This is a genomic window from Pseudomonas sp. SAS7 (assembly GCF_052112345.1).
Lineage (GTDB): Bacteria > Pseudomonadota > Gammaproteobacteria > Pseudomonadales > Pseudomonadaceae > Aquipseudomonas > Aquipseudomonas putida_Q.
The window spans coordinates 252971-271730 of record NZ_JBEGGO010000004.1; the positions used below are offsets into that span (position 1 = coordinate 252971).

18 protein-coding genes are annotated in these 18760 nt (G+C 62.3%); 5 read left to right on the top strand and 13 right to left on the bottom strand.

What is annotated here, in order from left to right:
- The first annotated feature begins 1 nt into the window (after position 1).
- Positions 2 to 3046, top strand: a complete 3045-nt coding sequence (locus ABI582_RS09175; RefSeq protein ID WP_442119014.1) for a multidrug efflux RND transporter permease subunit — start codon at positions 2 to 4, stop codon at positions 3044 to 3046.
- Between the two features lie 168 nt (positions 3047 to 3214).
- Here ABI582_RS09175 and ABI582_RS09180 read toward each other — a convergent pair whose 3' ends face one another.
- The 5 genes from ABI582_RS09180 to colR all read right to left on the bottom strand — a co-directional run bounded on the left by ABI582_RS09180 (position 3215) and on the right by colR (position 6919).
- Positions 3215 to 3448 (bottom strand): hypothetical protein, encoded by a 234-nt coding sequence (locus tag ABI582_RS09180; RefSeq protein ID WP_442119015.1) that lies wholly within the window; start codon positions 3446 to 3448, stop codon positions 3215 to 3217.
- Positions 3448 to 4146: a lipopolysaccharide kinase InaA family protein gene (locus ABI582_RS09185; RefSeq protein ID WP_442119016.1), complete on the bottom strand. Its 699-nt coding sequence runs from the start codon at positions 4144 to 4146 to the stop codon at positions 3448 to 3450. Before ABI582_RS09185 ends, ABI582_RS09180 begins: the two co-directional genes overlap by 1 nt.
- 6 nt (positions 4147 to 4152) lie before the next feature.
- Positions 4153 to 4833, bottom strand: a complete 681-nt coding sequence (locus ABI582_RS09190; protein ID WP_442119017.1) for a class I SAM-dependent methyltransferase — start codon at positions 4831 to 4833, stop codon at positions 4153 to 4155.
- Between the two features lie 108 nt (positions 4834 to 4941).
- Positions 4942 to 6246 carry a sensor histidine kinase gene (locus tag ABI582_RS09195; protein WP_442119018.1) on the bottom strand — a complete coding sequence of 435 codons (1305 nt, stop codon included), beginning with the start codon at positions 6244 to 6246 and terminating at the stop codon, positions 4942 to 4944.
- Positions 6236 to 6919, bottom strand: a complete 684-nt coding sequence (gene colR, locus ABI582_RS09200; protein ID WP_016488935.1) for a two-component system response regulator ColR — start codon at positions 6917 to 6919, stop codon at positions 6236 to 6238. Before colR ends, ABI582_RS09195 begins: the two co-directional genes overlap by 11 nt.
- A gap of 183 nt (positions 6920 to 7102) precedes the next feature.
- Here colR and ABI582_RS09205 point away from each other — a divergent pair, with 183 nt between their 5' ends.
- Complete coding sequence (locus ABI582_RS09205; protein WP_442119019.1) at positions 7103 to 7831, top strand: phosphatase PAP2 family protein; 729 nt, start codon at positions 7103 to 7105, stop codon at positions 7829 to 7831.
- A gap of 173 nt (positions 7832 to 8004) precedes the next feature.
- On the opposite strand, the gene groL is transcribed toward ABI582_RS09205, so the two are convergent.
- The 5 genes from groL to ABI582_RS09230 all read right to left on the bottom strand — a co-directional run bounded on the left by groL (position 8005) and on the right by ABI582_RS09230 (position 12679).
- Positions 8005 to 9648, bottom strand: coding sequence for a chaperonin GroEL (gene groL / locus ABI582_RS09210; protein ID WP_338745117.1), 1644 nt, complete (start codon positions 9646 to 9648; stop codon positions 8005 to 8007).
- A gap of 48 nt (positions 9649 to 9696) precedes the next feature.
- Positions 9697 to 9990: a co-chaperone GroES gene (locus tag ABI582_RS09215; RefSeq protein WP_016488938.1), complete on the bottom strand. Its 294-nt coding sequence runs from the start codon at positions 9988 to 9990 to the stop codon at positions 9697 to 9699.
- A gap of 244 nt (positions 9991 to 10234) precedes the next feature.
- The gene (locus tag ABI582_RS09220) at positions 10235 to 10696 is read right to left on the bottom strand and encodes an FxsA family protein (RefSeq protein ID WP_338745118.1); all 462 of its coding nucleotides are present in this window, start codon (positions 10694 to 10696) and stop codon (positions 10235 to 10237) included.
- A gap of 65 nt (positions 10697 to 10761) precedes the next feature.
- Positions 10762 to 11493, bottom strand: a complete 732-nt coding sequence (locus ABI582_RS09225; RefSeq protein WP_338745119.1) for a HugZ family pyridoxamine 5'-phosphate oxidase — start codon at positions 11491 to 11493, stop codon at positions 10762 to 10764.
- A 175-nt stretch (positions 11494 to 11668) separates the two neighbouring features.
- On the bottom strand, positions 11669 to 12679 hold the full coding sequence (locus tag ABI582_RS09230) for a DUF481 domain-containing protein (protein ID WP_338745120.1): 1011 nt from the start codon (positions 12677 to 12679) through the stop codon (positions 11669 to 11671).
- A 151-nt stretch (positions 12680 to 12830) separates the two neighbouring features.
- On the opposite strand from ABI582_RS09230, the gene ABI582_RS09235 reads away from it, so the two are divergent.
- Together ABI582_RS09235 and ABI582_RS09240 are read left to right on the top strand one after the other, a co-directional pair.
- Positions 12831 to 13184 (top strand): MGMT family protein, encoded by a 354-nt coding sequence (locus tag ABI582_RS09235; protein WP_338745121.1) that lies wholly within the window; start codon positions 12831 to 12833, stop codon positions 13182 to 13184.
- A 44-nt stretch (positions 13185 to 13228) separates the two neighbouring features.
- A complete protein-coding gene (locus ABI582_RS09240; protein WP_368977858.1) occupies positions 13229 to 14776 on the top strand; it encodes an AmpG family muropeptide MFS transporter in 1548 nt (515 codons plus the stop codon).
- A gap of 70 nt (positions 14777 to 14846) precedes the next feature.
- On the opposite strand, the gene ABI582_RS09245 is transcribed toward ABI582_RS09240, so the two are convergent.
- The 3 genes from ABI582_RS09245 to ABI582_RS09255 all read right to left on the bottom strand — a co-directional run bounded on the left by ABI582_RS09245 (position 14847) and on the right by ABI582_RS09255 (position 17734).
- Positions 14847 to 16091, bottom strand: coding sequence for an MFS transporter (locus ABI582_RS09245; RefSeq protein ID WP_442119020.1), 1245 nt, complete (start codon positions 16089 to 16091; stop codon positions 14847 to 14849).
- A gap of 200 nt (positions 16092 to 16291) precedes the next feature.
- Positions 16292 to 17134 carry a mechanosensitive ion channel family protein gene (locus ABI582_RS09250; protein ID WP_442119021.1) on the bottom strand — a complete coding sequence of 281 codons (843 nt, stop codon included), beginning with the start codon at positions 17132 to 17134 and terminating at the stop codon, positions 16292 to 16294.
- 114 nt (positions 17135 to 17248) lie between these two features.
- Complete coding sequence (locus ABI582_RS09255; RefSeq protein WP_016498063.1) at positions 17249 to 17734, bottom strand: YajQ family cyclic di-GMP-binding protein; 486 nt, start codon at positions 17732 to 17734, stop codon at positions 17249 to 17251.
- A 100-nt stretch (positions 17735 to 17834) separates the two neighbouring features.
- Between ABI582_RS09255 and ABI582_RS09260 the strand changes: the two genes are divergently transcribed.
- Complete coding sequence (locus ABI582_RS09260) at positions 17835 to 18752, top strand: putative 2-dehydropantoate 2-reductase (RefSeq protein ID WP_442119022.1); 918 nt, start codon at positions 17835 to 17837, stop codon at positions 18750 to 18752.
- Positions 18753 to 18760: the final 8 nt, after the last annotated feature.

Consider the following 18760-nt stretch of genomic DNA (forward strand, 5'->3'; position numbering starts at 1 on the left):
CATGGCGTTTACCGATCCGTTCATCCGTCGCCCGGTACTGGCCAGCGTGGTCAGCCTGCTGATCCTGCTGCTGGGCTTCCAGGCCTGGAACAAGCTGCAGATCCGCCAGTACCCACAAATGGAAAACGCCCTGATCACGGTAACCACCGCTTACCCCGGGGCAAACGCCGAGACGATCCAGGGCTACATCACCCAGCCGCTGCAGCAAAGCCTGGCAAGTGCCGAAGGCATCGACTACATGACCTCGGTGAGCCGGCAGAACTTCTCGATCATTTCCATCTACGCGCGCATCGGTGCCGACAGCGACCGGTTGTTCACCGAGCTGCTGGCCAAGGCCAACGAAGTGCGCAACAAACTCCCTCAGGACTCCGAAGACCCGGTGCTGAGCAAGGAGGCTGCCGATGCCTCGGCGCTGATGTACGTGAGTTTCTACAGCAAGGAAATGAGCAACCCGCAGATCACCGACTACCTGTCACGGGTCATCCAGCCCAAGCTGGCTACGTTGCCAGGCATGGCCGAGGCAGAGATTCTCGGCAACCAGGTGTTTGCCATGCGGATCTGGATCGACCCGGTGAAGCTGGCCGGCTTCGGCCTGTCGGCCACCGACGTGACCAATGCGGTGCGCCGCTACAACTTTCTCTCTGCTGCCGGTGAGGTGAAGGGCGAATACGTAGTAACCAGTATCAACGCCAGTACCGAGCTGAAGTCGGCCGAAGCGTTCGCCGCCTTGCCGGTCAAGACCAGCGGCGACAGCCGCGTGCTGCTGGGCGATGTGGCGCGGGTAGAGATGGGCGCAGAAAACTACGACACGGTCAGCTCGTTCGACGGCACCCCGTCGGTGTATATCGGCATCAAGGCCACCCCGGCCGCCAACCCGCTGGAAGTGATCAAGGAAGTGCGGCGCATCATGCCCGAGCTGGAAAGCCAGCTGCCCTCGGCGCTAAAGGCATCGATCGCCTACGACGCCACGCTGTTCATCCAGGCCTCCATCGACGAAGTGATCAAGACCCTGGGTGAAGCGGTGCTGATCGTGATCGTGGTAGTGTTCCTGTTCCTCGGCGCCCTGCGCTCGGTGCTGATCCCGGTGGTGACTATTCCGCTGTCGATGATCGGCGTGCTGTTTTTCATGCAGATGATGGGCTACTCGCTCAATCTGCTGACCCTGCTGGCCATGGTGCTGGCCATCGGCCTGGTGGTGGACGATGCCATTGTCGTGGTGGAGAACATCCACCGGCACATGGAGGAAGGCAAGTCACCGTTCGACGCGGCCCTTGAAGGCGCCCGCGAAATCGCCATGCCGGTGGTATCGATGACCATCACCCTGGCCGCCGTCTATGCGCCGATCGGCTTCCTTACCGGGCTTACCGGGGCCTTGTTCAAGGAGTTCGCCCTGACCCTGGCCGGGGCGGTGATCATTTCCGGTATCGTCGCCCTCACCCTTTCACCGATGATGTGTGCCCTGCTGCTGCGCCAGGAGCAGAACTCCAGCGGCCTGGCCCATCGCCTTGACCAGCTGTTCGAACGCCTGAAGGTGCGCTACCAGCGCGTGCTGCACGCCACCCTCGACAGCCGGCCGGTGGTCCTGGTGTTTGCCGTGATCGTGCTGTGCCTGATTCCGGTGCTGCTCAAGTTCACCCAGAACGAACTGGCGCCCAACGAGGACCAAGGGGTGATCTTCATGATGAGCAGCTCGCCGCAGCCGGCCAACCTCGATTACCTCAACGCCTACACCGACCAGTTCACCCCACTGTTCAAAACCTTCCCCGAGTACTACTCGTCGTTCCAGATCAATGGTTTCAATGGTGTGCAGAGCGGCATTGGTGGTTTTTTGCTCAAGCCCTGGAACGAGCGCGAACGTACACAGATGGAGCTGTTGCCGCTGGTGCAGGCCAAACTTGAGGAAATCGGCGGCCTGCAGATTTTCGGCTTCAACCTGCCCTCGTTGCCCGGCACTGGCGAGGGCCTGCCGTTCCAGTTCGTGATCAATACCGCTGGCGACTACCCGGCGCTGCTGGAGGTGGCCCAGCGCATCAAGACGCGCGCCCAGGAGTCGGGCAAGTTCGCCTTCCTCGACATCGACCTGGCCTTCGACAAGCCCGAAGTGGTGGTCGATATCGACCGGGCCAAGGCGGCGCAGATGGGGGTATCGATGGACACCTTGGGCGGCACGCTGGCCACCTTGCTGGGTGAGGCGGAAATCAACCGATTCACGCTGGAAGGACGCAGCTACAAGGTGATTGCCCAAGTCGAGCGGCCGTACCGCGACAACCCTGGTTGGCTGAACAACTACTACGTAAAGAACGACCAGGGCCAACTGCTGCCGCTGTCGACCCTGATCACCCTCACCGACCGCGCCCGCCCGCGCCAGCTCAACCAGTTCCAGCAGCTGAACTCGGCGATCATCCAGGGCGTGCCCATGGTCAGCCTGGGTGAAGCGCTGAAGACGGTGCAGGACATCGCCCGCGAAGAGGCCCCGGAAGGCTTCGCCTTCGACTACGCCGGCGTGGCCCGCCAGTACGTGCAGGAAGGCAGCGCGCTGTGGGTTACCTTCGGACTGGCACTGGCGATCATCTTCCTGGTGCTGGCAGCGCAATTCGAAAGCTTCCGCGACCCGCTGGTGATCCTGGTGACGGTGCCGTTGTCGATCTGCGGGGCACTGCTGCCGCTGTTCCTGGGCATATCGAGCATGAACATCTACACCCAGGTCGGGCTGGTGACCTTGATCGGGCTGATCAGCAAGCACGGCATCCTCATCGTCGAGTTCGCCAACCAGCTGCGTGAAGAACGCGGCCTGAGCGTGCGCGAGGCGATCGAGGAAGCGGCGGCGATTCGCCTGCGGCCAGTGCTGATGACAACGGCGGCAATGGTGTTCGGCATGGTGCCGCTGATTCTGGCGACCGGCGCCGGGGCGGTCAGCCGTTTTGACATCGGGACGGTGATCGCCACCGGGATGTCGATTGGCACGCTGTTTACCTTGTTTGTGCTGCCTTGTATCTACACGCTGCTGGCGCACAGGGCGGTGGCTAAAGAACCTGCTGTAGCCTGATCCGGCCTCTTCGCGGGCAAACCCGCTCCCACAGGTACTGCACAGGTTCCGTACCTGAGCTTTACCTGTGGGAGCGGGTTTACCCGCGAAGAGGCCGGTGAGGCAGACACAAAAATGCCAGAGGCCCCGCGATTGCGGGGCCTCTGGCGTTTCTAGCTCACACCGGGTTCAACCAAATGGCCGCAACCCTTGACGCAGACCAAACAGGAACAACAAAAGGTCCTGATCCGGCGCAACCTGTGCCTGCTGCTGCGGTTTCGTTTCACGCGGCAACGCGCACTGGTCGGCCATCTCAGCCTTGCTGAACACGGTCGGCCTCGGCTCTTCCCAGGCAGCCACCGCCACAGTGGTCACCGCCAGGCCAGCTACCAGGAACAAAGCTCGAGCTATTTCTAGTTTCATTACGCTAACCCTTTGACAGCGCTGCCAAACGCCATCTGGTAAAAGTAGAGCAATGACTGCCATTCCGCGTCATTGAGCGACGAATGGCGGCGCAGCTGGCGCAGGTCGTTACCTGCCGCACGCTGGCAACTGATACGCCGCCGGCACTTCTCAAGGTCCAGCAGCGCCACTTCGACACGTGCGTCGTCGCTCTCGCCAATCACCTTGATGAAGACATGCTTGCCATACAGGCAGCCGTGCTGCCAATGCCCCAGGTGCATGCGCGCCAGGTTATCCGCCAGGTCTTTGAGCATGCGCTCATGCACCACCTGCGGGTAACGCTCGCGGGCACCTTCGGCATGCCAGGTGTCGAGCTCGACAAAGCCGTCCAACGCTTCGCTCACCAGCAGCGCACGCCATTGGTGGTCGGCATCGCGTTCGGCACCACAGAAGACGATGCGCGGTACACGCACGCCCAGTTGCTCGAAGCTGTTCAGCGCATCGAGTTCACGCAATACGGTCGGCCGGCCAAAAGGGTGCAGCAGGCTGCGGTAGATATGCCCGACCTGACGCTTGGCATACAGCAGCTTGCCGCTGGCATCGTTGAGGCGTTGCACACCACTCTCGCCGCCGCGGCGCTGGTTAGGCTCCTCGACCCACTCGCCCTGCTGGCGCCAGTAAAAATCGAACCGCGACTCCCCTTTCTGGGCTACAGCCATCAAACACTACCCCTTTCGCAATACATAGACCCGCCACATGGCATAGAACGGCAGGAAGTCGAGGCGTTCCTGGATTCTGAAGCCGGCAGCCCTGAATTCTTCTTCGACCGTTTCGGCCGGTAACACAAAACGGTTCTGGTAATTGTCCTGCTCGGCCTTGGCACTGCGGCGGTGCTCCAGTTTTTTCCGGCGCCAAGCCTTGAAATTGCCATCCACCCACAGGGACAGAATCACACTATCACGGCTAACCCGCTGAAATTCCGAAAGAATGGTCTTTCTGTGGGCGGATTCGCCAATGTGGTGGAACAGTCGCATACAGAAAATGCTGTCCACCGAGTTGTCCGGCAGGTCAATGGCAAACGCAGAAGTCTGCAAAGGGCGTACCCGTGCCACCACTTCTGGCGGTTGCGCGGCGCAAGCTGTCTCGATCATCGCTTCGGAGTTGTCGGCCCCGATGATTACCCGATTGGGTTTTTCTGCCAGCAGCGGCCAGAAACGGCCAGCACCGCACGGCAGGTCCAGTACCAGGCCAGGCTCGCCAGCCAATGCCAGGGCGCGACGCGCCAGTTGCTCATCTCGCTTGTGGGAAAGGCGTCGCGCCAGGCCGTCCTGGTGCTTGAGAAAGTACTCACGCGCATGGTCTTTGTCGTACTTCTCGGAAAATTCAAGCTTGATGGGGCTACGCATTGGGCATCTCCTGACTCCAGTGCCGCTCACCTTAGGTAAGCAAGCGTTGGAATCAGGTCATGCCAATGTGAAAAAAATGTTGCGCGCCAATTGACCTGTTACAAACCATTACTCGGCCATGCCGCCGCCTTTGGCAGCGGTATTGCTCAGGTCTACCTGGAAGCGGCAACCATGCGGCAAGGTTGAAGTCAGGGTGACACGCCAGCCCTGGTCATCACAAATCCGCTGCACAAGCGAAAGCCCCAGCCCCAGGCCCTCGCCGCGCCGCTCATCGCCGCGTACGAACGGCTTGAACATGGCCTCGCGCTGCTCTTCGGGGATGCCCACACCGCTGTCCTCAACACTGAAGCCATTGGCTTCAAGGCTCAGGCGGATATAGCCGCTGTCGGTGTAGTGCGCAGCATTGCGCAGCAGGTTGCCCATCACCGACTGCAGGAACGTGGCGTTGTACAGCACCGGGCTCGCACTGATGCGGCCATCGAAGTACAGGGTCAGGCCCTTTTGCTCGATGGTGTCGCGCCACACGCCGATCAGTTCATCAGCCACTTCGCGAAGGGTCGCCTGCGAGGCCACCGCGCCCTCGTCACGCTGCGCCCGCGCCAGCATCAGGAAGGTCTTGACCAGCTCGCGCATCTCTTCCGTAGCCCGCGCCACCCGCTCCACCTGGCTGCGTGCGCGGGTGTCGAGGTTGGGGTTTTCCATCAGCAGTTCGCAGGAGGTTGCCAGCACCATCAATGGCGTGCGCAGCTCATGGCTGACGTCACTGGTGAACAGCCGTTCGCGAGTCAGCGCGTCGCGCAGGCGGCCCAGGGTATCGTCGAAGGCCACTGCCAGCTGGCCGACTTCGTCGGCGGCGTAGTCCGGTGCCAGCGGCGGGGCCAGGCCCAGCAGCTGGTCGCGGTGACGCACCTGGCGGGCCAGGCGGATCACCGGCGCCATTACCCGGCGCGCCACCAGCCAGCCGAGGATGACGGCCAGCACCAGGCTGAGCACGAAGCCCACCACCACCACCGCGAACAGCACGCGCTCGCGTTCTTCGAAGTCGCTCTGGTCCTGAAGCAGCACATACCGGCGGCCATCGACGATCTCGACCATGGCGTGGTACGACAGCTGGTCGCGAAACACCTCGTGGAAGCCCCGGTCAAGGTGGCGCAGGTCCTTGGGCAGCTCGAAGTCGTCACGCCCGCCGCTGAAGTAGAACAGCTGATCGGGGCGTGGCCGGTGGCTCCAGTCGCTGACGCTGTCCATGCGCAGCAGGCGCTGCAGGTCACCGCCCAATACCGAGGAAATCAACCGCTCTTCGACCAGGTGCACAGTGGCAACGATGCCGAAGGCGAACGCCCCGGCCACCAGCGCGCTCATCAACGCAAAGGCGATGATGATGCGCTGGGCAAGGCTTTGCTTAAACTCCATCGCGGCCCTCGGCGAGGCGATAGCCGACGCCATGCACGGTATGCAGCAACGGTTTTTCAAACGGTTTGTCGATCACCTGGCGCAGCTGGTGCACATGGCTGCGCAGGCTGTCGCTGTCAGGGCAGTCGTCGCCCCACAAGGCTTCTTCCAGCACTTCGCGGCGCAGCACGTGCGGGCTTTTCTGCATCAGCACCGCCAGCAGCTTGAGGCCGACAGGGTTGAGCTTGAGCAGGCGCCCCTGGCGGGTAACCTCCAGGGTGTCGAGGTCGTAGCTGAGGTCGGACACCTGCAGCGTACGGCGCCCGCCGCCCTGGGCACGGCGCAGCACCGCTTCGATGCGCGCCGCCAGCTCCGACAGCGCGAACGGCTTGAGCAGGTAGTCGTCGGCCCCGGAGCGGAAGCCTTGCAGACGGTCGTCCAACTGGTCGCGGGCGGTAAGCATGATCACCGGGGTGTCGCGGCGGGCGTCTTCACGTAGGCGCTTGCACAGGGTGTAGCCATCGATGCCGGGCAGCATGATGTCCAGCACGATCAGGTCGTAGTGTTCGGTGGCAGCCAGGTGCAGGCCCGACAGACCGTCCTGGGCGCAGTCGACGGTATAGCCCTTCATGCCCAGGTAATCGGCCAGGTTGGCCAGGATATCGCGGTTGTCTTCAACCAAAAGAATGCGCATCGGTTTCTCCTGTGCGGCGCTTCTCGCTGTGGTGCGCGGCAGGCGCAGCTTAAGGCCTATACCTGCACGGTGCCAGCCCCCGGAGAAATTCACCGCACTTGACGGTTTTTTCACTGATCCTTCACGGACACAGGATAGCGGGCGGCCGACAATGCCCGATCTTTTTCGTGCCCTGGAGCCGTCATGCAGCAACGAACCCGCCCTCGCCCGATCAATTACTGGCTGTACCTGGGCATACCCTTGGCGACCGCGCTGGCCTTGATCCTGCTGGAGCTGACTTCGGTCGACATGGATGTGGCCAAGCTGTTCTTCGACCCCGCTGCAGGGCAGTTCATTGGCCGCCACAGCTACCTGCTGGAAAACATCCTGCACGACCGGGTCAAGCAAGGGGTGATCTTGCTGGGGGTGTTGTCCCTGCTGACGTTTGCCGCCAGTTTCTTCTGGAAGCGCCTGTTCGGCTGGCGCCGCGAGCTGGGATGTCTGGTGCTGGCACTGGGCCTGTCCACGGCGTTTGTCACGCCGCTGAAAAAGGTGACCCAGGTACAGTGCCCGTGGAGCCTGACCCAGTTTGGCGGCACCGAAACCTACAGCAAGTTGCTGGAGCCGCGGCCGGCCACCGACAAGCCAGGGCTGTGCTGGCCAGGCGGGCATGCAGCGACCGGGTTCTGCCTGTTCGGCCTTTTCTTCATGCTGCGTGATCGCAAGCCGCGGTTGGCGCGGGTGGCGTTCGTAGTGGCATTGGTAGCCGGATCGGTGCTGGGTGTGGGGCGGATGATGCAGGGGGCGCACTTTTTGTCGCACAACGTGTGGACAGCGGTGTTCTGCTGGTTGATCGGGTTGGGGTCGTATTACCTGGTTCTGTATCGGCGGGGCGCGGTGGAAGCGCCAGCTGTCGGGCGTAGCGTCGCCTGACAGAGGGGCCGCTTTGCGGCCCATTCGCAGCACAAGGCTGCTCCTGCAAGGGTACGCGTCGGTGCCGGACTGTAGGAGCAGCCTTGTGCTGCGAAGAGGCCCCCACAGAAAACAAAAAAAAGCCCCGGTTCTCGCGAACCGGGGCTTTTTGATGGTGCAGGGGTAAGGCTGGCTTACATCATGCCGCCCATGCCACCCATGCCGCCCATGTCTGGCATGCCGCCGCCAGCTGGGGCTTCGCTCGGAGCGTCAGCAATCATGGCTTCGGTGGTGATCATCAGACCGCCGATCGAAGCAGCAGCTTGCAGGGCCGAACGGGTGACCTTGGCTGGGTCCAGGATGCCCATCTCGATCATGTCGCCGTATTCGCCGGTAGCAGCGTTGTAACCGAAGTTACCCGAACCTTGCTTGACCTTGTCAGCGACAACGCTTGGCTCGTCGCCGGCGTTGGCAGTGATCTGGCGCAGCGGCGCTTCAACAGCGCGACGCAGCAGGGCGATACCGACGTTCTGGTCTTCGTTGTCGCCTTTCAGGTCAACGATCGCGTTCAGGGCGCGAACCAGGGCAACACCACCGCCAGGCACCACGCCTTCTTCAACGGCTGCACGGGTAGCGTGCAGGGCGTCTTCAACGCGGGCTTTCTTCTCTTTCATTTCAACTTCGGTGCCGGCACCGACCTTGATCACGGCAACACCGCCAGCCAGCTTGGCCAGACGCTCTTGCAGCTTCTCACGGTCGTAGTCCGAGGAAGTCTCTTCGATCTGGGCACGGATCTGCTTGACGCGTGCTTCGATCTCGGTGTCAGCGCCAGCACCATCGATGATGGTGGTGTTTTCCTTGGACAGGATCACGCGCTTGGCGTTACCCAGGTGCTCCAGGGTAGCGGTTTCCAGGGACAGGCCGATTTCTTCGGAGATGACCTGGCCGCCGGTCAGGACTGCGATGTCCTGCAGCATGGCCTTGCGGCGATCGCCGAAGCCCGGTGCCTTGACCGCTGCAACCTTGACGATGCCGCGCATGTTGTTGACTACCAGGGTAGCCAGCGCTTCACCTTCAACGTCTTCAGCAACGATCAGCAGTGGGCGGCCGGCCTTGGCAACGGCTTCCAGAACTGGCAGCAGCTCACGGATGTTGGAGATCTTCTTGTCGACCAGCAGCAGCAGCGGGCCTTCCAGCTCGGCAACCATGGTGTCCGGCTTGTTGACGAAGTACGGCGACAGGTAGCCACGGTCAAACTGCATGCCTTCTACAACAGACAGTTCGTTTTCCAGGCCCGAGCCTTCTTCAACGGTGATCACGCCTTCTTTACCGACTTTTTCCATGGCTTCGGCAATGATGTTGCCGATGGAGTCGTCAGAGTTGGCGGAGATGGTGCCTACCTGAGCGATGGCCTTGGAGTCGGCGCATGGCTTGGACAGGTTTTTCAGCTCGGCAACAACGGCGGCGGTAGCCTTGTCGATGCCGCGCTTCAGGTCCATCGGGTTCATGCCGGCAGCGACGGCTTTCAGGCCTTCGTTGACGATGGCCTGAGCCAGAACGGTAGCGGTGGTGGTGCCGTCACCGGCAGCGTCGTTGGCCTTGGAAGCAACTTCCTTGACCAGCTGGGCGCCCATGTTTTCGAAGGCGTCTTTCAGCTCGATTTCTTTGGCGACGGAAACGCCGTCCTTGGTGATGGTTGGCGCGCCGAAGCTTTTGGCCAGTACCACGTTACGGCCTTTCGGGCCCAGGGTCGCTTTTACCGCGTCAGCCAGAACGTTGACGCCAACCAGCATTTTCTTACGAGCGGAATCGCCAAACTTTACGTCTTTAGCAGCCATGATCGTTTAATCCTTGGAATTCTTTGGAGTAACGGGAAGTCGGGGAAATCAGCCTTCGACAACGGCGAGGATTTCGTTCTCGGCCATGACCAGCAGGTCTTCGCCATCGACTTTCACGGTGTTGCTGCCCGAGTAAGGGCCGAATACCACTTTGTCACCCACTTTCACGGCCAGCGCGCGAACTTCGCCGTTGTCCAGGATGCGACCGGTGCCGACGGCAACAACTTCGCCGCGGTTTGGTTTTTCAGCGGCCGAACCCGGCAGGACGATACCGCCAGCGGTTTTCGATTCTTCTTCGCTGCGACGGATGACTACGCGGTCATGCAGAGGACGAAGCTTCATTGTCGATCTCTCCCAAATTGTGGTTTTCATCGGCCGGTATCGACACCGGCGGGTTGATGCTGTCCGGCGTTGCCGGGAAGTGGCCCGCGATGGGCGAACCACTTGTGTAATGTCTGGCGTTGCCACCAGAAACCTTGCGGTGACCACATACATGAGGCCGCCATATTCAATTACAAGGCTGGATATACAAAATTTTTCATCAGGCCGAAAAAGACCGGGGCCGCTTTTGCGGCCCCGGTGCGTTCTACTTGTCGCGGCGCTCGTATTCGCCTTCGATCACGTTCGGGCGATGGCCGCCATCACGCGGCTGCGCCTGGAACGGGTCATCCTGGAACGCACGCTGGCGCAGGGCCTGGGCCTCGGCACGCTCACGCATCTTGCGCGCAGCCAGGCGCCGGGTGAGCGGCAGCAGGCACAGCAGGCCCAGCACGTCGCTGATGAAGCCTGGCAGCAGCAGCAGGCCGCCACCGACGGCCAGCATCATGCCCTGGAACATGTCTTCGGCGGGCAGTTCACCGCGCTGCAGGCTCTCACGGGCACGCAATGCGGTGGCCAGCCCGGCCACCCGCATCACCAGCACACCCAAGGCGGAGCCAGCGATGATCAGTAGCAGTGCCGGGAAGAAACCGATTGCCGCGCTGACCTTGACGAAGACGAAAAGCTCCAGCACAGGAAAAATCAGAAACAGCAGTAGAAAAGCACGCATCAAGGGTTCCTCGACGGAAGATAACCTTCCAATAAGACCTCAAATGGATGCCGGCGCTCCGAATTTCAACCCTCGACTTGCGTCGCAACCGGCCATTGGTCGGCCCGAGCCAGCAAAACCAAGGCTTCCCGGACTTGTGTCGGCGTGTTGCAAGTAGCCGGAAAAGGCAACCAGTGCACAGCCTGACCGATGCGAAGGTGCATGCCTTCGCTGTCTACCCCAGCCATCTGGGCCGGTGCATGCCGTGGCAGGTCGGTCAGTTCGACGTAGTGAGCAATAGCGTTGGCGTGATCGCTGTTCATATGCTCGACCATGCTCGCCTCGGCCTTGCCGGCGAACGGGTTGGCCAAGGTCACCTGGTCAAGCCAGTGGATTGCGCCAAAGCCACCAATGTAGCGGTGACGCACAGGCTGCAGCACCCAGAAGTCGAAGTCGTGGGCCTTGTGGTAGTTGGCGGCGTCCGGGAAGTAGCGGTAGTAGCGCTCGGCAGCCGCTTCGACAACGGCCTCATCGACCAGCTTGTGCGCCTCTGCCATCACGGTCAGGCGCCCTACAGCCTGCACATCCTCGGCCTCGCGCTCACCCACCAGCAGCGAACACTTGGGGTCTTTCTGCAGGTTGTGGGTGTGCTGGGCGATGCGGCTGATGAGGATCAGCGGGTTACCGTGGGCATCGAGGCAATACGGCACGACCGAGCCGAACGGGTAGCCGGGCATCGACTTGGAATGGGTCGAGAGCACGCCGCGGTACTCCTTGAGCAGCAGTTCCCGGGCTGGGCGGATGGCGTTGGTACTCACTTGAAGGCGGCTCCTGGCGGACTGGATGGGGGACAAGATAAGCATTATCACCCAATGCTGCCAATGGGGCTGCTGCGCAGCCCATCGCGACACAAGGCCGCTCCTACAGGGAATCGCGTACATCCTGTAGGAGCGGCCTTGTGTCGCGAAAGGGCCGCAAAGCGGCCCCAACGATCTACCAGGTAACGCCGAAGCCTGCGGTATAGCGGGTCTTGTCCAGGTCACTTTCACGCGTGCCGGTAATGATGTCCTTCTCCGCCTTGAGGTTGAGCGAGGCCCACTCGGTGACCTTGTAGCGCAGGCCAACCTCGGCATCCAGCGAGTAGTCGGCCACGCCACCCAGCGGCTTGGCGAACTCGCCGTTGGTGAACAGCTGCACGTTCTTGCCGATCAGGTAGCGGGTGTAGTCCCACTTTACCGCTGCGGAATAGAAGTTGTCCTTGCCGCCGTCCTGGTACTCGAAGTCGGTGCGGTTGATCAGCGAACCCAGCGAGAACGCGCCCAGTTCATCGTCCCAGAACTGGTAACCCGGGCCGGTACCGACGGTGCGCTGGCGGGCCAGGTCTTCGATGCGGTCACGCTTGTACTCCGCACGCCCCTGCCAGAACCACTTCTCGGTGATGAAGCGGTCCAGGGCGTACTCGGCGCTCCAGTTGTCGGTGGTGGTGACGTCGTCCTTGGTCTCGCGGTTGTATTCGCCTTCGGCATTGTGCCGCCAGCGGCCATGGCGAGCGGTGGTCTTGAAGCCTACGTCGTAATCGTCGGTGTCGTTCTCGGCACGCTTGTAGTCCAGCGCCACATCGACGTTGCCTTTCCACACGAAGTCCTCGACCAGTGGCTTGGGCTTCATGATCTGCTCGATGCTGGCCAGTTCCACGGTCTTGGGCGCTTCGCCGTTGGCCAAGGTCACTTTGCCAGGCTCGGCGGCTTTCAGCGACTTGGCTTTTTCACCGGTATAGGCGTCTTGCTTGACCAGCATCTCCTGGTCGCTTTCCAGGGTCTGGACTTGTTTCCAGTCCAGCGCAATGGACCCACCATAGGGGGTTTCCAACAGCAGCTTGCCGCCGTCGAAGACTTTGATCTTGCCACTGAGCCGGTCACCGTTCTTCATCCACACGGTGTCGGCCAACGCCGGGGAGGCACACAACGAAGCAGCTAGCAGGCACAACAAGGATCTAGAATACATAAGCGGGCTATGGGTTCGACTTGACAAAAAAGCCGGGCATTATCCAGATACCGACGGCCAGAGCAAGGACAGACCAAGCACTTGGCGTTGAGTTCAACTCCCATTTGCCGGACCACCGGTCTGGTTTCATCTGCAGCCCAAGGGGGGCGTGATGTTTGATGGATATGAGCACGCCCTGGATAACGCCGAGGGCCGACGAACGGCGCTGTATTCGGTACTCGGCCAGGTGCCGCCCGGCAAGGTTGTGAGCTATGGCCAGCTGGCCGAGCTGGCGGGGCTTGGCCGCGCGGCTCGGTGGGTCGGGCGCACCCTCGGGCAGCTGCCAGCAGACACCCGCCTGCCCTGGCACCGGGTACTCGGCGCAGGTGGCCGGCTGAGCCTGGCCTTGGGGACGCCGTCTGGCGATGAACAGCGGGCGCGTTTACGCGCGGAGGGTGTGAATGTAACCAACAATCGTGTGGATATGACGCGCCATGGCTGGCGCCCAATGGAGCACAGCGGTTAGAGTGCGCGCTTTAGTTTTCGCAAACTTGAGGCAGATGTTGGCCCATGCCCCGTAAAACCTGGCGCGCTGCGCTTGCTGCCTATGCCAGCCCGTCAACTTTGGTACTTTTGCTGCTCGGTTTCGCCGCTGGCCTGCCCTACATGCTGGTGTTCTCGACCCTGTCCGTGTGGTTGCGCGAAGCCGGCGTTGCCCGCGAAACCATTGGTTACGCCAGCCTGATCGGCCTGGCCTACGCCTTCAAGTGGGTGTGGTCGCCGCTGCTCGACCAATGGCGCCTGCCGCTGCTCGGCGGACTTGGGCGCCGGCGCTCGTGGTTGCTGCTGTCGCAAGCGCTGGTGGTGGTCGGGCTGGTTGGCATGAGCCTGTGCGATCCGCAACAGCACCTGTCGTGGCTGATCGCCATGGCGGTGCTGGTAGCGTTCGCCTCTGCCACACAGGATATCGCCGTCGACGCCTATCGCCTTGAAATCGCCGACGACCAACGCCAGGCCGCGCTCGCCGCCAGCTACATGGCCGGCTACCGGGTGGCAGCGTTGCTCGCCACGGCCGGCGCGCTGTTCTTCGCCGAGTGGTTCGGCTCCACCGGGTTCAGCTACCTGCACAAAGCCTGGGCCGGCACCTATGTCATGTTCGGGGTGATGATGCTACCCGCCCTGTTCACCACGCTGGTCATGCGCGAGCCGCCAGTGCCCATGCGTACCCAGTTGTCGGCAGCGCGCTATGGGCTGGTGCACCAGCTGGCGTCGGTGTTCGTACTGATCATCCTGCTGGTTTCGGTACCGGCCAGCTTTACCCAGATGTTCAATACCGGCTGGTCCAGCGTCATTTCCGGTGATGCAACGCCGCTCGACCTGCTGCTGGAAGACCGCGCCTTCCTGCGCCTGATCCTCTACGTGCTGCTGAGCTGGGCGTGCCTGTCCAGCCTGGGCCGCCGTGGCCTCGCCCCGGTGCTGACCCCGGTAAACGACTTCATCACCCGCTACCGCTGGCAGGCCCTGCTGCTGCTTGGCCTGATCGCTACCTATCGCATGTCGGACACCGTCATGGGCGTGATGGCCAACGTGTTCTATATCGACATGGGCTTCACCAAGGACCAGATCGCCAGTGTCAGCAAGATCTTCGGCCTGATCATGACCCTGGTCGGCGCCGGGGTCGGCGGCCTGCTGATCGTGCGCTTCGGCATCATGCCGATCCTGTTCATCGGGGGTGTCGCATCGGCCGGTACCAACATCCTGTTCCTGATGCTGGCCGACATGGGGCCGAACCTGGAAATGCTGGTGGTGACCATCTCGCTGGACAACTTCAGCTCCGGCATGGCCACCTCGGCCTTCGTTGCCTACCTGTCGAGCCTGACCAACCTGAAGTTCTCGGCGACGCAGTACGCGCTGCTCAGCTCGATCATGCTGCTGTTGCCGCGGCTGATCGGCGGGTACTCAGGGGTTATGGTGGAAAAATTCGGCTACCACGACTTCTTCCTGATCACCGCATTGCTGGGTGTGCCTACGCTGATTCTGATTGCCCTGCAGTGGCGTCAGGAAGCTGGGCGGGGTACGCCGGTGGCACAGGAAAGTTCAGCGGCTGAGCGGCCCTGAAAGAACTCTATCGCCTGTACCGGCCTCTTCGCGGGTAAACCCGCGAAAGGGCCGGTACAACCAACTGAGATTACTGAGTAACAGCCCCTTCCCCAGGCCGCCCGCCCACCACAAACCACAACGGCCACAACGCCAATGCCCCCGCCACACCCGCCGCCAAGGCAAAGTGCAGCAAGCTGGCCCCGGCGCCGATCATCGCCAGCACCGCCCCGCCCAACCCCAGCAAGGCAATGGTGATCATCCCCAGCATGGCCGAGACCAGGCCTTTGCTCTGTTCGCTGGAGAACAACGTCATGCGGTACAGCACCGCGTTGGCCACACCCAGCCCCAGCGCGTACAGCGACATGCCCGCCACCACACTGGTAACGCTCGGCCAGTACCAGGTCGCCAGCACCATCAGGCACAGGCCGGCCAGGTAGGGCCACAGCGCGCCCCGCACCAGGGCAGGCAGCGGGTAGCGGTCGGCGATGCGGTTGATGATCAGGTTACCGAGAATCAGCCCGCCAAACACCGGCAGCTGCCACAAGGCGTACGCCATCGTGCTCAGCCCCTCATCGTGGATGAGCAGCACCGGCGACAGGCCGATCCAGCCAATCAACGGCAAACCGACCAGGCCCAAGGCAGCGCTGCCCGCGACAAAACGGCGGTTGGCCAGCAACTGACCATAGCCCGCCAGCAGTGGCAGCAGGTGAATCGGCGTAAACGCAAGGCGCGAGCCGTCACGGCGTTCCACACCGAGGGTTTCGGGCATCAGGCGGTACAACAGCCCCCACACCAGTACCGCGCCAATGGCAAAGGCCACGAACAGCCAGCGCCAGTCCAGCCATTGCAGCAGCAAGGTGCCCACCAGCGGCCCGAGCAGGGGTGACAGCAAGGCGATGTTGGCCAGCAGGGCCATCATGCGCACGGCGTCAGCCTCGCTGAAGGCTTCGTTCAGGGCGGGATAGCTGACTGTGACCACAAAGCCCAGGCCGATGCCCTGCAGCAGGCGCAGCAGGTTGAACAGGCCAATGTCGTGAACCCAGAAGGTGGCCAGGCAGGCCAGGCCGAAGAATGCGCAGCCAACCAGCAGCAGCGGGCGCCGGCCATAACGATCGGCCAGCGGGCCGATCAACCATTGCAGTACCACGCCCCCCAACAGATACAGGTTGAGGGCATGGGGGATGTATTCGGGGCTGGCGTTCAGGTCGCCCACCACCACCGGCATGGCCGGCATGACGGCGTCGCTGGCCAGGTAGGTGAGCAGTTCGAACAGGGCCAGGGTCAGGCCGAACAGCAAGGCGCGCAGGGGGGTGATGTACAGCAGTGGTTTCATGATGGCATATCGGGTGTGACAGGTGGGGCCAGGGTATATGCCAGAAAAGCCGAGCAATTGCTGTGAACAAGTGTAAAAACTGGGGCCGCTGCGCGCCCCTTCGCGGGCTTGCCCGCTCCCACACGGATTGCGGAATCTCTGTGGGAGCGGGCAAGCCCGCGAAGGGGCGCGCAGCGGCCCCAGTCGATGACAAAGCGGTATTACTGCGCGGCAGTCTCCTGCACCACACGGATCACCCGCTGCGGAAACGGAATGTCGATCCCTTCGGCCTTCAAGCGGTCACGCGCATGCTCGTTGAGCATGAACATCACGTCCCAGTAATCGGACGTCTTGGTCCACAAGCGCAGCGAGACGGTAATCGAGCTGTCGCCGAGCGTCGCCACTACAGCCTGCGGTGCCGGGTCGGCCAGGACACGCGGGTCCTTGGCCAGCTCCAGCAGCACGTTGCGGGCCTTTTGCAGGTCGGCCTCGTAGTCCACACCCACATCGAACACCACCTTGCGCGTCGGCTGGCGGTTGGTGTTGGTGATGATGCCATTGGACAGGCTGCCGTTAGGCATGATCACAGTCTTGTTGTCACCGGTACGCAGCACGGTGTGGAAGATCTGGATGCTGTCGACGGTGCCGGCAACGCCCTGCGCTTCGATCCAGTCACCAATACGGAACGGGCGGAACATCAGGATCAGCACACCGCCGGCGAAGTTTGCCAGGCTGCCCTGCAGGGCCAGGCCGATGGCCAGGCCTGCGGCACCGATGGCGGCAACGAACGAGGTGGTCTCGATGCCGATCATCGACGCCACGCTGACCATCAGCAACACCTTCAGCACGATATTCGCCAGGGTGCTGATGAAGCCCTGCAGCGCCAGGTCGGCATTGCGCAGGCCAACCAGCTTGCCGAGGCGGGCGCTGACCTTGTTGATGATCCACCAGCCGACCGCCAGGGTCAGCAGTGCCAGCAGCACGCGGCTGCCGTACTCCATGATCAAGGGGACCCAGGTCTGGGATTGGCGGACGAGCTGATCGACTTCAGCGTTCAAATCCATATTCATCTCCTGATGCCGAGCGGCAAGTACACGGTAGAACAGGCTGCGCGCATTTACACAGCCCCGGCCCCCATGGACATCATTACGCCATCGGGGTTCCGGGCAGCACCTGCATCAGTCGCGGAAGTTGTTGAACTGCAGCGGCATGTCGAATTCCTTGGTGCGCAGCAGGGCAATGGCTTCCTGCAGGTCGTCACGCTTCTTGCCGGTTACCCGCACCTGCTCGCCCTGGATGGCGGCCTGTACTTTCAGCTTGCCATCCTTGATGGTGGCAACGATCTTTTTCGCCAAGTCCTTGTCGATGCCTTCGCGGAACTTGGCTTCCTGCTTCTTTTCCTTGCCGGAGGGGTACGGGTCCTGGGTCTCCAGGCATTTCACGTCGATCTTGCGCTTGACCAGTGCAAGGCGCAGGATTTCCAGCATCGCTTCGAGCTGGAACTCTTCCTCGGCGGTCAGCAGAACGGTCTGATCTTTTTCCTTGAACTCGAAGGTGCCCTTGCCCTTCAGGTCGTAGCGCCGATCAAGTTCCTTGATGGCGTTATCAACGGCGTTCTGCACTTCGTGCTTGTCCAGTTCCGATACCACGTCGAACGAAGGCATGGTTGTTCTCCAAAAAATAAAGCGCGCTCGGTCTGAAGATGGAGCACGCTGAGTTAGACGGTTAAAATGCGGGCTCATTATAACGGGTTGCGAAACGCATATGAGCAGCACCTGGCATATTCTCGGCGCCGGCAGCCTCGGCAGCCTGTGGGCCTGCCGCCTGGCGCGCGCAGGCAAGGCGGTGCGCCTGATCCTGCGTGACGGGCAACGGCTGCAGGCTCATCAGCAGGCCGGCGGCCTGACCCTGGTCGAGCAAGGCCAGCCCCGCCACTACGCCATCCCGGCCGAAACCGCACAGGCGCAGGGCCCCATCCACCGCCTGCTGGTGGCGTGCAAGGCGTACGATGCCGCCCCGGCCATTGCCAGCGTGGCGCCGCGGCTGGCCGAGGGTGCCGAGGTACTGTTGCTGCAGAACGGCCTGGGCAGCCAGGATGAAGTGGCCGACCTGGTGCCCCACGCACGCTGCATCTTCGCCTCCAGCACCGAAGGGGCCTTTCGCGAGGGGGACTGGCAGGTGCAGTTTGCCGGCCACGGATTCAACTGGCTGGGCGACCCACGCAACCCTGCAATGCCCGCCTGGTTCGATGACCTGCACGAAGCCGGTATCCCTGCCGAATGGACGGTGGACATCCTCACCCGCCTATGGCGCAAGCTGGCCCTCAACTGCGCCATCAACCCGCTGACCGTGCTGCACGAATGCCAGAACGGCGGCCTGCTGGGGCATCTGGGAGAAGTCGATGCGCTGTGCGCCGAGCTGGTCCAGTTGCTGCGGCGCTGCGGCCAGCCGCAAGCGGCAGATGAGCTGAGCGAAGAAGTGCAGCGGGTGATCCTTGCCACCGCAGCCAACTACTCTTCCATGTACCAGGACGTGCGCGCGGGCCGACGCACCGAGGTGCACTACCTGCTCGGCCATGCCTGCCGGGCGGCCGGGCGCCACGGCCTGCAACTGCCACAGCTGGAACACTTGCAACAGCGCCTGGTCGATAACTTGCGCACGCGTGGCTTGCCCTGCGACTGACGCGGCCC

What these genes read in the sequence shown, in the direction of transcription:
- ABI582_RS09230 (WP_338745120.1), bottom strand. Translation starts at nt 12,679, where the DNA reads ATGTATTCTAGATCCTTGTTGTGCCTGCTAGCTGCTTCGTTGTGTGCC.
- ABI582_RS09180 (WP_442119015.1), bottom strand. Translation starts at nt 3,448, where the DNA reads ATGAAACTAGAAATAGCTCGAGCTTTGTTCCTGGTAGCTGGCCTGGCG.
- groL (WP_338745117.1), bottom strand. Translation starts at nt 9,648, where the DNA reads ATGGCTGCTAAAGACGTAAAGTTTGGCGATTCCGCTCGTAAGAAAATG.
- ABI582_RS09235 (WP_338745121.1), top strand. Translation starts at nt 12,831, where the DNA reads ATGTTTGATGGATATGAGCACGCCCTGGATAACGCCGAGGGCCGACGA.
- ABI582_RS09240 (WP_368977858.1), top strand. Translation starts at nt 13,229, where the DNA reads ATGCCCCGTAAAACCTGGCGCGCTGCGCTTGCTGCCTATGCCAGCCCG.
- ABI582_RS09175 (WP_442119014.1), top strand. Translation starts at nt 2, where the DNA reads ATGGCGTTTACCGATCCGTTCATCCGTCGCCCGGTACTGGCCAGCGTG.
- ABI582_RS09205 (WP_442119019.1), top strand. Translation starts at nt 7,103, where the DNA reads ATGCAGCAACGAACCCGCCCTCGCCCGATCAATTACTGGCTGTACCTG.
- ABI582_RS09215 (WP_016488938.1), bottom strand. Translation starts at nt 9,990, where the DNA reads ATGAAGCTTCGTCCTCTGCATGACCGCGTAGTCATCCGTCGCAGCGAA.
- ABI582_RS09190 (WP_442119017.1), bottom strand. Translation starts at nt 4,833, where the DNA reads ATGCGTAGCCCCATCAAGCTTGAATTTTCCGAGAAGTACGACAAAGAC.
- ABI582_RS09195 (WP_442119018.1), bottom strand. Translation starts at nt 6,246, where the DNA reads ATGGAGTTTAAGCAAAGCCTTGCCCAGCGCATCATCATCGCCTTTGCG.
- ABI582_RS09250 (WP_442119021.1), bottom strand. Translation starts at nt 17,134, where the DNA reads ATGGATTTGAACGCTGAAGTCGATCAGCTCGTCCGCCAATCCCAGACC.
- ABI582_RS09245 (WP_442119020.1), bottom strand. Translation starts at nt 16,091, where the DNA reads ATGAAACCACTGCTGTACATCACCCCCCTGCGCGCCTTGCTGTTCGGC.
- ABI582_RS09255 (WP_016498063.1), bottom strand. Translation starts at nt 17,734, where the DNA reads ATGCCTTCGTTCGACGTGGTATCGGAACTGGACAAGCACGAAGTGCAG.
- ABI582_RS09185 (WP_442119016.1), bottom strand. Translation starts at nt 4,146, where the DNA reads ATGGCTGTAGCCCAGAAAGGGGAGTCGCGGTTCGATTTTTACTGGCGC.
- ABI582_RS09220 (WP_338745118.1), bottom strand. Translation starts at nt 10,696, where the DNA reads ATGCGTGCTTTTCTACTGCTGTTTCTGATTTTTCCTGTGCTGGAGCTT.
- colR (WP_016488935.1), bottom strand. Translation starts at nt 6,919, where the DNA reads ATGCGCATTCTTTTGGTTGAAGACAACCGCGATATCCTGGCCAACCTG.
- ABI582_RS09260 (WP_442119022.1), top strand. Translation starts at nt 17,835, where the DNA reads ATGAGCAGCACCTGGCATATTCTCGGCGCCGGCAGCCTCGGCAGCCTG.